We start from the raw sequence: 13,940 nt of genomic DNA, 5'->3' as shown, positions 1-13,940 counted from the left end.
CCGCCCTCGCGGCACAGTCCGGATTCAATCAGGTTCCCCGCGGGCGCGCAGAGAACCTGGTCAGCGTCCGGCCGGAGGCGGGGTCAGGGTGCCGGTCGGGGCGGGCGCGGTCAGCGGGACCGGAAGCCCGGGCGTCACCGGGACGCCGGGCCCTATCAGCGGCGTGGGCGCGGGGCCGTCGCCGGCCACCGACTGGGCGCCGCCACCGGACAGCAGAGGGGCCGCCACGGGGGCGAGCTGACGCTGGGCCGTAGCGCTGTGCACGAGCGGAGGCGCGGCACGGCGCCGGGCGTCGGCCGCGCCACCGGTCTGCCGGCCCGCCGGAGGGGTGGCGTTGCTGCGCAGACCGCCGCGGTCGGCGTCGGCGACCGGGACCCCGGTCGTCACCCCGCCGAGCGCCACCGCGGCCAGCGAGACCGCGCTCGCGGCGGCGAAGGCCAGCCGGCGGCTGCGGGAGGCGGCCCGCTCCGCCTGGGCGCGGCCGACGTCGGCACGGCCCACGTGGTGGATCGGGAAGCCGTGCGTGGCGGAGGCGGCCAGACCGAAGGCCTCGGCGCGCCGGGAGCCGAGGAACACGGCCCCCGGCTCGTCCCCGGCTCCGGAGCCTCCGGAATCGCGCAGCTCTTCGGGCCCGTCCACGGGGAGACCCTGCAGACGGGCGAGGAAACTCTCGGACGGCGTAGGGCCGGAGACCTCGGCGAAGACGTTCTTCAGCCTGCGCTGCGCGTCGGCCTCGACCCGGCACCTGGTGCAGGTGGCCAGATGGGCCAGCACACGCTCACGCGCCTCGTGTCCCAGCTCGCCGTCCACCAGGGCGGAGAGCCGGTCACCGAGGTGCTGCTCGGCCGGCGTCGGACGTGACTCACTCACGCGGTCGCGCCTCCTCCTCTCAGCGCCGGAAGGCGGGTGACGCCGAACCTGCGCTCGGCGCGCGCCTCGGGAGAGCGGTGGGCGAGCGCCTTGCGCAGCTGCGAACGGCCCCGGTGGATCCGGCTGCGGACCGTGCCGAGCTTCACGCCCAGGGTCGCGGCGATCTCCTCGTAGGACAGTCCTTCGATGTCGCACAGGACGACCGCGGCGCGGAACTCGGGCGCCAGGGTGTCCAGCGCCTGCTGGATGTCGGCGTCGAAGTGGGCGTCGTTGAGGACCTGCTGGGGCGACGGCTCACGGCCGGGCAGCCGCTCGGCGGCGTCCTCGGCGAGCGCGTCGAACCGGATGCGCTGCTTGCGGCGCACCATGTCCAGGAAGAGGTTGGTGGTGATCCGGTGCAGCCAGCCCTCGAACGTGCCGGGCGAGTACGTGGACAGCGAGCGGAACACCCGGACGAAGACCTCCTGGGTGAGGTCCTCGGCGTCGTGCTGGTTGCCGGTCAGGCGGTAGGCGAGCCGGTAGACCCGGGCACTGTGCGTGCTGACGATCTCCTCCCAGGTGGGCGGAGTCCACGCCGGCCCGTCACCGTCGGTGGCGAACGTCGCGGTGCGGGCGGGCTCGGAGGAACGGTCGGCCTCTGGGCCGGCCGGACGGTCAGCAGCGGTGTCGGTCACGGATTTCGGCCTGGCCGCCGACCCGAGAAGGCGCCTCAGCCCTCCGCCGCGGTCAGCGGGTGCGGCCGCACCTCCCCTGTCGGCTCTGGTGGTGTCCAGTGGAGCCCCTACCATAGCCATCTCGTCCGTTAGCTCCGGATAAGCAGGTTTGCGAGAGTTCACCACTCGCTCCATCGACGCTTCCCCCGTCCCGTGCGTCTCGTGCACGCCTTTCCCCTCACTCTTCAAACGCGGCGTCCCGCCGCCAGGTTCCCGACCGCGCCGGATACAGTCACGGACGAGATGGAACCAGCGATACGCCGAAGGCGCGGACGGGGACGGGAGGCGGCCATCAGCAGCAACGGGCAGGCGAGTTGGACGCTGGCCGACGCGTTCGTCACGGAGGACGAGCCCCTGCTCCTCGCCCGCGACCGTGCGCGCGAGGCCGGGCTGCGTCCGGTGACGCCCGCCGCGGGCTCGGTGCTGCGGCTGCTCGCCGCCTCGGTGGGCGCGAAGGCGGTCGCCGAGATCGGCACCGGCACCGGCGTGTCCGGCGTCCACCTGCTGCACGGCATGCGCGCGGACGGGGTGCTCACCACGGTGGACACCGAGCCGGAGTACCAGCAGGCGGCCCGCCAGACCTTTCGCGCCTCGGGTTTCGCGGTCAACCGCGCCCGGCTGATCCCGGGGCCGGCCCTGGACGTGCTGCCGCGGCTCGCGGACCGCGGGTACGACCTGGTCTTCTGCGACGCGGACCGCCTCGAGGTGCTGGAGTACCTCGCCGAATCGTTGCGTCTGCTGCGGCCGGGCGGCCTGGTGGTGTTCGCCGGGGTGCTGGCGAACGGGCGCACCGTGGGGACGGGGCCGCAGCCGACGGAGGTCCTGCGGCTGCGGGAGCTGATCCGCGAGGTGCGCGAGAGCGAGGACCTGGTGTCCTCCCTGCTGCCCGTGGGCGACGGCCTGCTCTGCGCCGCCAAGCGCTGACCGGACCGCGTGCCGCCCGGCGGCTTCCGGGGGAACGGCCGCTGCCCGGCTCCCTGAGGGGGAACCGGGCAGCAGGCGTCACGCTGAGTGGTGGTCGCGCGTCAGCCGACGACCTTCTTGAGGGCGTCGCCGAGCGCATCCGCCTCGTCCGGCGTCAGCTCGACGACGAGCCGACCGCCGCCTTCGAGCGGAACGCGCATGACGATGCCCCGCCCCTCCTTGGTCACCTCGAGCGGGCCGTCGCCCGTCCGCGGCTTCATGGCCGCCATGCTCGTTCCCCTTCCTGAAACCAGCTCAACCGCCGTGCCGGAAGACCTTGAGGAGGACGCGCCTCGAAAAGGGCTCGCCCGTCCCGAGGCGGGGCAGGCGTCACCGGCATCGAACACATTGCTTCCCGGCCATTATCCCGCATCTCATGCACCAATGACCAACATCAGTCCGCATCGCTTGCGCAACGCGCGAGGCCAAAACCACTCAATTCGGGGATGTCACTGCGATACTGCGCCCCCGATCCGACCTGCCGCGACCGAATGGTGACCGGAATTCTTTGTCGGAGGTCACACCCCGGCCACCGTTCGGCCTCCCGGATGTCCGCCATGCTGTCCTCGGACCGCAAAACGACGGAGGGAAGTCGAGATGGCCGACACCGTGCTCTACGAGGTCAGCGACGCGCTGGCGATCGTCACCCTGAACCGCCCCGAGGCGATGAACGCGCTCGACGTGGAGACGAAGGTCGCGCTGCGTGAGGCGCTGCTGAGTGCCGCCGCGGACCCCGCGGTGCGGGCGGTGCTGCTCACCGCGGCCGGCGACCGGGCGTTCTGCGTGGGCCAGGACCTCAAGGAGCACATCGAACTGCTGGCGGCCCAGGACACCGGTGAGGGCGGCGGTGAGGACGCCGGCCGGCTGAGCACGGTCGGTGAGCACTACAACCCCATCGTCCGCGCGATCGCCGGGATGGCGAAGCCCGTGGTGGCCGGCGTCAACGGGGTGGCCGCCGGGGCGGGCTTCGGCTTCGCGCTGGCCGCCGACCACCGGGTGGTCGCCGACACCGCCAAGTTCACGACCTCCTTCGCGGGCGTGGCGTTGACCGCCGACTCCGGCGTCTCCTGGACGCTGCCGCGGGTGGTCGGCCCGGGCCGCGCCATGGACCTGCTGCTCTTCCCCCGCTCCATCGACGCCGAGGAGGCGCTGCGGCTCGGCGTCGCCGACCGCGTGGTGCCGGCCGCGGAGCTGCGCGCGGAGGCGGAGAAGGTCGCCCGCCGGCTCGCCGAGGGACCCACGGTGGCTTACGCGGCGCTCAAGGAGTCGGTCGCCCACGGCATGACCCACTCGCTGGAGGAGACGCTGGAGAAGGAGGACGAGCTGCAGGGCCGGGCCGGCTCCTCGGAGGACCACCGGATCGCCGTGAAGGCGTTCCTCGACAAGGAGCGCCCCCGCTACCTCGGGCGCTGACCGGGTGCGCCGGCCCGTCCGGCGCCGCCCGCCCCGCCCGCCCTGTCAGCCCTGCCGGGCCTCGCGCATCGCGCAGTCGGCCAGGTGGTCGTTGGTCAGACCGCAGGCCTGGAGCAGCGCGTAGGCGGTGGTGGGGCCGACGAAGCGCAGCCCGCGGCGCTTGAGCTCCTTGGACAGGGCCGTCGACTCCGGTGTCACCGCCGGGACGTCGGCGAGGGTGCGGGGGGCCGGGCGCGGCGCGGGCGCGTGGGACCAGATCAGCTCGTCGAGCTCGCCCGGCTTCCAGTCGGCCAGCACCGCGGCGTTGGCGAGGGTGGCGTCGACCTTGGCCCGGTTGCGGATGATCCCCGGGTCGGCGAGCAGCCGGGTCCGGTCCTCCTCGGTGAAGTCCGCCACCTCGGCGATCCGGAAGCCGGCGAAGGCGGCCCGAAAGCCCTCCCGCCTGCGCAGGATGGTCAGCCAGGACAGGCCCGACTGGAAGGCCTCCAGGCAGAGCCGCTCGAACAGGGCGTCGTCCCCGTGGACCGGGCGGCCCCACTCCTCGTCGTGGTAGGCGAGGTAGTCGGGGGCGGACAGCCCCCAGGGGCAGCGCGGCAGTCCGTCGGGGCCGGGCACGGCGCCGGAGGCCGCCCGGGTGGTTTCCTGCGCGGCCTCGGGGACGACGGGTGGTTCGGCAGGGCTCATCGGGCCTCCCCGGGGGCGTCCGGCCCCTGCTCGTCACGCGGGCCGTCGTGCCCGTCGCTCTCCTGGACGCCGTCGGCGTCGGCGTCGGTCCCCGCGTCGGCCACGGTCTCGTCCGGCTTCTCCTCCTCCGCGGGGGCCGCGGAGGCGGCGGGGGCGGCGGGCTGCTCCTCACGCTTGACGAGGAGGTCCCCGGGCCGCTCCGTCCCCTCGCCGTCCCGCACGGCGAGGCGCGTCGCTCCGGTGGAGCCGCGGGCGGCGCCCAGGGCGGACTCCAGCGAGGCGATGCGCTCGTCCCGGAAGGCGAGTTCGTGGGCGAGCCGGGCGAGGACGTCGTCGACGTCGCCCATCCGGTAGCCCCGCAGCGCCGGGGCGAACCGGAGCTCGTACACGTCCCGCGCGGTCACCGCCCGCTCATGGGGCAGGGGGACGTGGAGGGCGTCCGGCGGTGCGTCGGGAAGCACGTCGCGGTCACCGCCGCCGACGACGGCCAAAGTGGTCGCGGTCACCACCACGGCGAGCGCGACGACCAGGATGAGAAACGTTGCCAAGGCTGCGGCCCCCCGCGTGTCGTAGTTGCCAGGGGTCCGATCGTGCCATGCCGCGGCTGCGGTTAGGGTCGCAGACAGCCGAAGACCGGAAGACCGGACACCGGACGTACGTAGAGGAAAGAGGCCGTACGGGATGCTCAGGCTGGGCAGGCGTGAGTTCGAGGCGCACGAACCGGTGATCATGGCCATCGTGAACCGGACGCCGGACTCCTTCTACGACCGGGGCGCCACCTTCCGTGACGAGCCGGCGCTCGCCCGGGTGGAGCAGGCGGTGGCCGAGGGTGCGGCGATCATCGACATCGGCGGCGTGAAGGCCGGTCCCGGCGAGGAGGTCAGCGCCGAGGAGGAGGTCCGCCGCACGGTCGGTTTCGTGGCCGAGGTGCGCCGCCGCTTCCCCGACGTGGTGATCAGCGTGGACACCTGGCGGCACGAGGTCGGCGAGGCGGTCTGCGAGGCCGGCGCGGACCTGCTGAACGACGCCTGGGGCGGCGTCGACCCGAAGCTGGCGGAGGTCGCCGCGCGGTACCGGGTGGGCCTGGTCTGCACGCACGCCGGCGGCGCCGAGCCGCGCACCCGGCCGCACCGGGTGACCTACGAGGACGTGATGGCGGACATCCTGAAGGTGACCGTCTCACTGGCCGAGCGGGCGGTGTCGCTGGGCGTGCCCCGTGAGTCGGTGCTGATCGACCCCGGGCACGACTTCGGCAAGAACACCCGGCACAGCCTGGAGGCGACCCGCCGGCTGGGCGAGATGACGGAGACCGGATGGCCGGTGCTGGTCTCGCTGTCCAACAAGGACTTCGTCGGCGAGACGCTGGACCGTCCGGTCAAGGAGCGGCTGCTGGGCACGCTGGCCACGACGGCGGTGTCGGCCTGGCTGGGCGCCCAGGTCTACCGGGTGCACGAGGTCGCGGAGACCCGGCAGGTCCTGGACATGGTGGCCTCCATCGCGGGCCACCGCCCGCCGGCGGTGGCCCGCCGCGGCCTGGCTTGACGGCGCCTCGGGCGGCGCCGCGTCGGCCGGGCGGGCGGAATCCGGTGAGGGCGGAATCCGGTGGGGGCGGAATCCGGTGGGGGCGGGGCCGGTCTAGCGCTCCGTCTCGCGGGAGAGGAGGGCGACGGCCTCGTCCACGTCGTCCGTGAGGTGGAACAGGTCCAGGTCCTTCTCGGAGCACTTGCCCCCGGCGACCAGGGTGGACTTGATCCAGTCGGCCAGGCCGCCCCAGTGCTCGGTGCCGAACAGGACGATGGGGAAACGGGTCACCTTGCCCGTCTGGACCAGCGTGAGCGCCTCGAAGAGCTCGTCCAGGGTGCCCAGGCCGCCGGGCAGGACGACGAAGCCGCGCGAGTACTTCACGAAGCAGGTCTTGCGGACGAAGAAGTACCGGAAGTTCAGCCCGATGTCGCAGTACGGGTTGAGCCCGCTCTCGAACGGCAGCTCGATTCCCAGGCCCACGGAGACTCCCCCGGCCTCCTGGGCGCCCTTGTTCGCGGCCTCCATGGCGCCCGGGCCACCGCCGGTGATCACCGCCCAGCCCGCCTCGGCCAGGCCACGGCCCAGCCGGACGCCCGCCTCGTACTCGGCCGAGTCGGGGCTGGTGCGGGCGGAGCCGAAGACGCTGACGGCGGGCGGCAGCCCGGACAGCGCCCGGAAGCCCTCGCCGAACTCCGCCTGGATCCTGGCCACCTGCCAGGCGTCCCGTTCGGTCCAGCCGGACGCTCCGTCCGGGTCGAGGAGTCTGCGGTCGCTGTCCCCCTCGTCACCGGCGTTGCGGGCCGCCGGACCCGCCTGCTCGGCCTCCTCGGCCTCGACCGGGTCGAGACCGTGCAGCAGGTAGCCCCGCCTCTCCTGGCGCACCGACACCTTCGTTCCCTCGGAGTTGCCTGTGGTCATGGGCTCTCCCCTCCGTGACGGGTTCTCCGCGTTCCTCCGCAGAGAGTAGGTCTACGCGGGTTACCCGCTGGGGACGCGAACATGTCCGCCGTGTGCCGTCCGGTACCCGTTTCGGTACGAATCCGCCGACTCCGGCGCCGCGCCTCAGCCGGTCAGCCACTCCCGCAGACGCCGCTCGGCCTCGGGGATCATCGACGCCAGGACCCGCTCGTCCCTCTTGTGGGCGAGCAGCGGGTTGCCGGGACCGTAGTTGACGGCCGGGACGCCCAGGGCGCTGAAACGCGAGACGTCCGTCCAGCCGAACTTGGGCCGCGCCACCCCGCCGACGGCCTCCATGAAGGCGCGGGCGGCCGGGTGGGAGAGGCCGGGCAGGGCGCCGGGGCTGTGGTCGTCGATCACGAACTCGTCGATCGGGCAGCCCGCGAACACCTCGCGGACGTGCGCGACCGCCTCCTCCTCGCTGCGGTCGGGCGCGTAGCGGAAGTTCACGGTGACCGTGCAGACGTCGGGGATGACGTTGCCGGCCACGCCGCCCTCGACGGCCACCGCGTTGAGGCCCTCGTGGTACTCCAGCCCGTCGATCACCGGGCGGCGCGGCTCGTAGGCCGCCAGGCGCTCGAGGATCGGCGCGGCGGCGTGGATGGCGTTGGCGCCCATCCAGGAGCGCGCCGAGTGGGCCCGCTCGCCCTTGGTCCGCAGCTTCACCCGCAGGGTGCCCTGGCAGCCGCCCTCGACCTCGCCGTCGCTGGGCTCCAGCAGGACCGCGAAGTCGGCCTCGAGCCAGTCGGGGTGGGCGTCGGCCACGTGGCCCAGTCCGTTGAGGCTGGCGTCGACCTCCTCGTTGTCGTAGAAGACGAAGGTGAGGTCGCGGTTGGGCTCGGGGACGGTGGCGGCGATCCGCAGCTGGACCGCGACGCCCGACTTCATGTCGCAGGTGCCGCAGCCCCAGAGCACGCCCTCCTCGTCGAGCCGCGAGGGCACGTTGCCGGCGATGGGCACGGTGTCGATGTGCCCGGCGAGCACCACCCGCTCCGGGCGGCCGAGGTGGGTGCGGGCCACCACGTTGTTGCCGTGCCGGTCGACGGTCAGATGGGGCAGCTTCCGCAGCGCCGCCTCGATCGCGTCGGCGAGCGACTTCTCGTCGCCGCTCTCGGAGGGGAGGTCCACGAGCCGCGCGGTCAGGCGGGCGGCGTCCGACGAAAGGTCAAGCTCGGTTTCGGCCATGGCCCCGACCCTAACCCGCGCACACCTGAGAGAGGTTGTCCACAGGGGCTCGGGCTTCCGGGCATGCCTCCGTTACCGTGTTACCCGTGACAGAGACGTCAACCGCCCCCAAGCGTCGTGGTCGCCTCGTCCGTTTCGGGGCGGCCCTGATCGTGCTGTTCTCCCTCGCGGGTTACTTCGCCGCCCGGCACATGCCCGGCGGCGGAGCCGGTCCCTCCGGGCCGGGGTGCGAGGTGGTGGCCTCGGGCGGGCGGGGTGAGCCCGCCCGGTACGAGTTCACGCCCGAGCAGGCGGTGAACGCCGCCACGATCACGGCCGTCGGCACCGCGCGCGAGCTGCCCGAGCGGGCGGTCACCATCGCCCTGGCGACGGCGCTGCAGGAGTCCGCGCTGCGCAACATCCGCTACGGCGACCGGGACTCCCTCGGCCTGTTCCAGCAGCGGCCCTCGCAGGGCTGGGGCAGGCCGGCGGAGATCATGGACCCGGCGTACGCGGCCGGTCAGTTCTACGACCACCTGGTGAAGGTCCAGGACTACGCGGACCTGCCGCTGACGGTGGCCGCGCAGGAGGTGCAGCGCAGCGCCTATCCCGACGCCTACGCCAAGCACGAGCCGGACGCGGAGCTGCTGGCGGCGGCGCTGACCGGCCGCAGCGCGGCCACCCTGACCTGCTCGGGGCCGTCCGCCTCGGACGCGCCGGCCCGTCCGGACGCGGTGCGCGCGGCGCTGGCCCGCGACTTCGACACCGAGGTGCTGGGCAAGGCCGCGGCGGAGGTCCCCGCCGGCCGGGGCGCGGGCGCCCGGCAGGCGGACGCCCGGCAGGCGGACGCCCGCGGGACCGGGGGTGCGCCGGGCCGCGTCTCGACGGCGGGCTCGCGGGAGTCGGCGGCGTCGGCCTCGCCCTCCCCCGCGGCCGCCCGGACGGTGACGGTGCCGGTGGCGGAGCCGGGCGCCCGGCAGCGGGGCTGGCAGTTCGCCCACTGGGCGGTGGCCAACGCCTCCGACCTCGGCATCGAGCGCGTGACCTACGGCGGCCGCTCGTGGACGGCGGACCGGGGCGACTGGCGGAAGGCCGGGGACGACGGTTCCCGGGGCACGCACGGCTCCCCGGGCTCCGACGCCCGGGTCAGCATCGTGACCTCACGCTAGACGGCCACCCCCTTCGTCGCGCAGGCGTACGACGGGTCACTCCGTAGGGCCAACTCCACGACCGCCGCCCGGCACCGGGCGGCGGTTTTCGCACTGGTGGCCCACCGGACGCGGGATCCGTTGGGGCAGCGGCGGCGGAAGGTTTCCGCAGCGCGCCGACCCCTGTCCGGAACGCCCCGTTCCGTCCGCAGCCGATTATGCGACGCATTGCCAACTCTTTACGGCGGCGGTCCGCAACCTTCGCCCCGCCCGGTCCGTAATCACTGCGTCCGCCTCACCGGACCCTGACCTGGCGGTCGCCCCGCGAGGCGGCCGTGGACCGAACACAAGGAGCACCATGTCCCTTCCCCTGACCCGCCGGATCGCCCGCGCCGCCCTCCTCGTCGCCGCGAGCGCCGCCCCCGTCGTCGGTGCGGCCGGCGCCGCGCAGGCCGCCCCGGCGGTCCCGGACCTGGCTCCGCTGTCGGCCCTGGACGGCGCCGGCGACCTCGGCTCCGCCCTGAGCGGCGTGACCTCCCACGCGACCGGCCTGGCGGGCCAGGCCGGTGGCGCCTTCGAGGGCGGCACCAAGGCCGCCGAGGGCGGCGCCGGGATGGCCACCAAGGCCGCCGAGGGCGCGCCGGACGTCCAGCAGGTGGTGGGCGGCGTGGCCGGGCAGGCGGGCACGATGGTCGGCGACGCCACCGGCGAACTCCCGGTGGGCGACCTTCCGGTCAGCACCCTCCCGCTGCCGGTCTGACGCCGCCCCGCGGAACGGCAGGCCCCCGGCGCGCACGGCGCCGGGGGCCCTCGCTGTCTCCCGGGGGCGTCAGCCCAGGCGGGCCGCCGCGGCCGCCACCCGCTCGTCGGTGGCGGTGAACGCCACCCGGACGTGGCGCTCGCCGGCCGGGCCGTAGAAGTCGCCGGGGGCGACCAGGATGCCCAGCGAGGCCAGGTACGCCACGGTGTCCCAGCAGGACTCGTCGCGGGTGGCCCACAGGTACAGGCTGGCTTCGCTGTGCTCGATGCGGAAGCCGTGCCGCTCCAGCGCCCCGCGCAGCGTCGCGCGCCGGGCCGCGTACCGCTCCCGCTGCTCGGCCACGTGGGCGTCGTCGCCCAGCGCGGCCACCACGGCCGCCTGGGTGGGCATGGAGGTCATCATGCCGCCGTGCTTGCGCAGCTGCAGCAGCGGCATCAGCACCGCGGAGTCGCCCAGGAGGAACGCCGCCCGGTAGCCGGCCAGGTTGGACCGCTTGGAGAGCGAGTGGACGGCCACCAGGCCCTCGTACGAGCCGCCGCAGACGTCCGGGTGGAGCACCGACACCGGGTCGGCCTCCCAGCCGAGTTCCAGGTAGCACTCGTCGGAGACGACCAGTACGCCGTGCTCGCGCGCCCAGGCCACGATCCGCCGCAGCTCCTCCTTGGGCAGCACGCGGCCGGTCGGGTTGGACGGCGAGTTCAGCCAGAGCAGCTTGAGGCCGGCCGGGTCGAGGTCGGTCGTCGGGTCGTCGTAGGCGACGTGGCGGGCGCCGGCCAGCCGGGCGCCGACCTCGTAGGTCGGGTACGCCAGCCGCGGGAAGGCCACGGTGTCACCGGGGCCGAGCCCCAGCTGGACCGGCAGCCAGGCCACCAGTTCCTTGGAGCCCACCACCGGCAGCACCTGCCGGTGCGTCAGGTCGCGCGCGCCGAGCCGGCGTCCGGCCCAGCCGGTGATCGCGTCACGCAGCTCGGGGGTGCCCCAGACCGTCGGGTAGCCCGGCGAGTCGGCCGCGGCGGCCAGCGCCTTCTGGATGAGGTCCGGCACCGGGTCGACCGGCGTGCCGACGGAGAGGTCCACGATGCCGTCCGGGTGCCCCGCCGCCGTCGCCCTGTAGGGCTCCAGCTTGTCCCAGGGGAAGTCCGGCAGGCGGCTCAGGAGCTCGGACACGGGTTTCGCTCACTTTCCTCGTGCCGCGGCGCCCGCGGCGTGGGGGCGGAACGCCACGGTCCCGCAGGCGACCGCTGCGGATCGCCGTACGGGACCGAGGGGGAGCGGTCCCGGGGGACCGCTCCGACGGGTTCCGCTACTGGTTCTGCGGGGGCAGCGCGGCGACGAACGGGTGGTCGCGCTCGATCAGGCCCAGCTTGCTGGCCCCGCCGGGAGAGCCGAGCTCGTCGAAGAACTCCACATTGGCCTTGTAGTAGTCCTTCCACTCGTCCGGCGTGTCGTCCTCGTAGAAGATGGCCTCGACCGGGCAGACCGGCTCGCAGGCCCCGCAGTCGACGCACTCATCCGGGTGGATGTAGAGGGAGCGCTGCCCCTCGTAGATGCAGTCGACCGGGCACTCCTCGATGCACGCCTTGTCCTTCACGTCGACACAAGGCTGCGCGATGACGTAGGTCACGCTGTCGTTCCTCCTCGATAGGGCGCTGGCGGGCCTCCGCAGGCTCCGCCGCCTGGCGCGCGGGAGCGCGGCGTCGTCGATGCCCGCCCCTAGTATCTCCACTTCGGGACCCGAACCGAACACGAGGGGTGAACCGACCCGTGGAATTCTCCACCGCAGCTCGAGCCGCGCTGCACCTTACCGGCTCTGACGTGGGCAAACGCGTCTCCGTACGGCGGCTCGCCGAAGAGGGCGTCGCGGGGGCGAAGTTCACCGACACCGTCGGCGTTCTCACATCATGGGACGACGGGGTGCTCCTGATCACCCGTCGGAACGGCGAGCGGGTGCGGATCGAGGAGTCCGCCCTCGTGGCGGGCAAGGTGGTGCCCGACGCCCCGGCCCGCCGCCGCGGTCCCGCAGCCGCCTACCCGGAGCTCTCCCGGGTCGCCGCGCGGGCGTGGCCGCCGGTGGAGAGCGAACCGCTCGGCGGGTGGGTGCTGCGCGCCTCCTCCGGGTTCACCCGGCGCGCCAACTCGGTGCTCCCGGTGGGCGACCCGGGGCGGGACCTCGACGAGGCGCTGGCGGCCGTCCGCGCCTGGTACGCCGAACGGGGGCTGCCCGCCTACGTCCAGGCGGCGACCGGCGCGGAAGGAGCCGACGAACTGCTCTGCGCCGCGCTGGAGGACCGCGACTGGATGCGCGAGGTCTCCGCGGAGCTGTGGACCGGCGCTCTGGCCCCGGTGGCCGACGCCGTGGAGCCGGCGGGGACCGGGCCGGGTGCGGTGCCGGTGGAGTTCTCCCGGCACACGAGCGACGCCTGGCTGGCCCGCTACCAGCGCAAGGGCGTGAGCGAGGTGGCCCGCCGGGTGCTGGAGGGCGGCCCGTCGGTCTGGTTCGCCACCGTCCCCGGCGCGGACGGCGAGCCGCCCGCGGCCATCGGGCGCTGTGTGGTGGACGGCCGGTGGGCCGGGTTCGCCGCCGTCGAGGTCGCCCCGGAGCGACGCCGTGAGGGACTCGCGACGCGGGTGATGGCGGCGCTCGCCGGGAAGGCGATGGAGGAGGGCGCCTCGGCGGGCTGGCTCCAGGTGGAGACCGACAACGCCGGGGCACGGCGGCTCTACGACGCCCTGGGCTTCGCCGCCCACCACGCCTACCACCACTACCGCTCCCCCGAGGCCTGAGGAGGCGACCGCACGGCATGCTGACCCCCGAACCTCCCACCCCGGCCGCGCTGGGGCAACGCGCCCGCTGGACCGCGCGGTTCGCCGCCGAGGCCCGCGCCGAGCGTCCCGACCTGGTGATGCTCTGTCTGCTGATCGGCGCGGTCGCGGACGGCTCGCTCGACGAGACCGGCATGGACGAGGCGCAGATGGAGCTGGACCGGCTGGCCGGGCTGCTGCCCTACCGGCCGGGCGGCCCGCGCGAGTGGGCCGAGGCGGCGCGCCGGCTGCTCGGCGAGGCCGAGGGCTTCGGCGGCGGCCACGCCGACTACCGCGACCTGCGGTCCTCGCTGCTGCACGAGGTGCTGCGGCGCAGGCGGGGGCTGCCGATCCTGCTGTCGGTGGTGTGGACCGAGGTCGCCCGCAGGGCCGGCGCCCCGGTCCACGGGGTGGCGTTGCCGGGCCACTTCGTCGTCGGCTTCGGGCCCGCGGACGATCCGGCGCGGCAGGTGCTGGCCGACCCGTTCGCGGGCGGGCGGCTGCTGACCGGCGCCGACGCCGAACTGCTGGTGCTGGACGCCACGGGCGACTCCCCTGACCCGGCGGACCCCTCGGTGTGGACGCCCGCCCGGCCGCTGGAGGTGGTGATGCGGGTCCTCAACAACATCCGGGCCTGGGCGGCGGCCCGCCCCGAGCAGTCCGCGACCGCGCTGTGGGCGCTGGAGCTGTCGCTGCTGCTGCCCGCCCGGCCTGCGAACCTGCGCCACGAGTACGCCCAGTTGCTGATCGCCCGGGGCGAGTTCACGGCCGGGGCGGAGGAACTCGAGGTGTACGCCGACGTGGTGGAGGCGGTGGACGAGGAACTTGCCGAGCGGGTGCGCGGCCAGGCGCGCGCGGCCCGCGCCCGCCTCAACTGATCCGCCGGCCGGCCCGGGTACCCGAACGGGTCCGCCCGCACCGCCCCCGGGGGCGGTGCGGGCG

At 74.4% G+C, this 13,940-nt stretch carries 15 protein-coding genes and 1 pseudogene; 7 read left to right on the top strand and 9 right to left on the bottom strand.

Annotated elements, in window-relative coordinates; translation table 11 throughout:
* Nucleotides 1–60: 60 nt before the first annotated feature.
* Entirely contained in the window at nt 61–870 is an 810-nt protein-coding gene (locus tag ACFRAV_RS04890; protein WP_382551687.1) for an anti-sigma factor, read from the bottom strand.
* Nucleotides 867–1,658: an RNA polymerase sigma factor SigE gene (gene sigE / locus ACFRAV_RS04885; RefSeq protein ID WP_108954519.1), complete on the bottom strand. Its 792-nt coding sequence runs from the start codon at nt 1,656–1,658 to the stop codon at nt 867–869. Before sigE ends, ACFRAV_RS04890 begins: the two co-directional genes overlap by 4 nt.
* Before the next feature lie 168 nt (nt 1,659–1,826).
* Here sigE and ACFRAV_RS04880 point away from each other — a divergent pair, with 168 nt between their 5' ends.
* Entirely contained in the window at nt 1,827–2,507 is a 681-nt protein-coding gene (locus tag ACFRAV_RS04880) for an O-methyltransferase (protein WP_382551685.1), read from the top strand.
* Nucleotides 2,508–2,608: 101 nt separating this feature from the next.
* Here ACFRAV_RS04880 and ACFRAV_RS04875 read toward each other — a convergent pair whose 3' ends face one another.
* Entirely contained in the window at nt 2,609–2,776 is a 168-nt protein-coding gene (locus ACFRAV_RS04875) for a DUF3117 domain-containing protein (RefSeq protein WP_003966491.1), read from the bottom strand.
* Between the two features lie 367 nt (nt 2,777–3,143).
* Here ACFRAV_RS04875 and ACFRAV_RS04870 point away from each other — a divergent pair, with 367 nt between their 5' ends.
* Nucleotides 3,144–3,959 (top strand): enoyl-CoA hydratase/isomerase family protein, encoded by an 816-nt coding sequence (locus ACFRAV_RS04870; protein WP_382551683.1) that lies wholly within the window; start codon nt 3,144–3,146, stop codon nt 3,957–3,959.
* Between the two features lie 45 nt (nt 3,960–4,004).
* Here ACFRAV_RS04870 and ACFRAV_RS04865 read toward each other — a convergent pair whose 3' ends face one another.
* The gene (locus ACFRAV_RS04865; protein ID WP_382551681.1) at nt 4,005–4,643 is read right to left on the bottom strand and encodes a DNA-3-methyladenine glycosylase I; all 639 of its coding nucleotides are present in this window, start codon (nt 4,641–4,643) and stop codon (nt 4,005–4,007) included.
* 230 nt (nt 4,644–4,873) lie between these two features.
* Nucleotides 4,874–5,191 (bottom strand): annotated as a pseudogene (locus ACFRAV_RS04860) (DivIVA domain-containing protein); the annotation flags it as partial.
* Between the two features lie 133 nt (nt 5,192–5,324).
* Between ACFRAV_RS04860 and folP the strand changes: the two are divergent.
* Entirely contained in the window at nt 5,325–6,185 is an 861-nt protein-coding gene (gene folP / locus ACFRAV_RS04855; RefSeq protein WP_382551679.1) for a dihydropteroate synthase, read from the top strand.
* A 93-nt stretch (nt 6,186–6,278) separates the two neighbouring features.
* Here the strand turns inward: folP and ACFRAV_RS04850 are convergent, their stop codons facing one another.
* Nucleotides 6,279–7,085 (bottom strand): TIGR00730 family Rossman fold protein, encoded by an 807-nt coding sequence (locus tag ACFRAV_RS04850; protein WP_382551677.1) that lies wholly within the window; start codon nt 7,083–7,085, stop codon nt 6,279–6,281.
* A 144-nt stretch (nt 7,086–7,229) separates the two neighbouring features.
* Nucleotides 7,230–8,309 (bottom strand): succinyl-diaminopimelate desuccinylase, encoded by a 1,080-nt coding sequence (dapE, locus tag ACFRAV_RS04845; protein ID WP_351114793.1) that lies wholly within the window; start codon nt 8,307–8,309, stop codon nt 7,230–7,232.
* A gap of 86 nt (nt 8,310–8,395) precedes the next feature.
* On the opposite strand from dapE, the gene ACFRAV_RS04840 reads away from it, so the two are divergent.
* Nucleotides 8,396–9,457: a heavy metal transporter gene (locus ACFRAV_RS04840; RefSeq protein WP_382551675.1), complete on the top strand. Its 1,062-nt coding sequence runs from the start codon at nt 8,396–8,398 to the stop codon at nt 9,455–9,457.
* A gap of 337 nt (nt 9,458–9,794) precedes the next feature.
* On the top strand, nt 9,795–10,196 hold the full coding sequence (locus ACFRAV_RS04835) for an ATP-binding protein (RefSeq protein ID WP_382551673.1): 402 nt from the start codon (nt 9,795–9,797) through the stop codon (nt 10,194–10,196).
* Nucleotides 10,197–10,265: 69 nt separating this feature from the next.
* On the opposite strand, the gene dapC is transcribed toward ACFRAV_RS04835, so the two are convergent.
* Both dapC and fdxA read right to left on the bottom strand, forming a co-directional pair.
* Nucleotides 10,266–11,363: a succinyldiaminopimelate transaminase gene (gene dapC, locus ACFRAV_RS04830; protein ID WP_382551671.1), complete on the bottom strand. Its 1,098-nt coding sequence runs from the start codon at nt 11,361–11,363 to the stop codon at nt 10,266–10,268.
* 136 nt (nt 11,364–11,499) lie between these two features.
* A complete protein-coding gene (gene fdxA, locus ACFRAV_RS04825; protein ID WP_077966227.1) occupies nt 11,500–11,820 on the bottom strand; it encodes a ferredoxin in 321 nt (106 codons plus the stop codon).
* Nucleotides 11,821–11,960: 140 nt separating this feature from the next.
* On the opposite strand from fdxA, the gene ACFRAV_RS04820 reads away from it, so the two are divergent.
* Nucleotides 11,961–12,980, top strand: coding sequence for a GNAT family N-acetyltransferase (locus ACFRAV_RS04820; protein WP_382551669.1), 1,020 nt, complete (start codon nt 11,961–11,963; stop codon nt 12,978–12,980).
* Between the two features lie 17 nt (nt 12,981–12,997).
* Nucleotides 12,998–13,876, top strand: coding sequence for a transglutaminase-like domain-containing protein (locus ACFRAV_RS04815; RefSeq protein WP_382551668.1), 879 nt, complete (start codon nt 12,998–13,000; stop codon nt 13,874–13,876).
* The last annotated feature ends 64 nt before the right edge of the window (nt 13,877–13,940 follow it).

Source organism: Streptomyces sp. NPDC056600 (genome assembly GCF_042792855.1).
Classification (GTDB): Bacteria; Actinomycetota; Actinomycetes; order Streptomycetales; family Streptomycetaceae; genus Streptomyces.
Note: the sequence above shows the minus strand (reverse complement) of the source record. Positions and strands in the feature narration are given on the sequence as shown.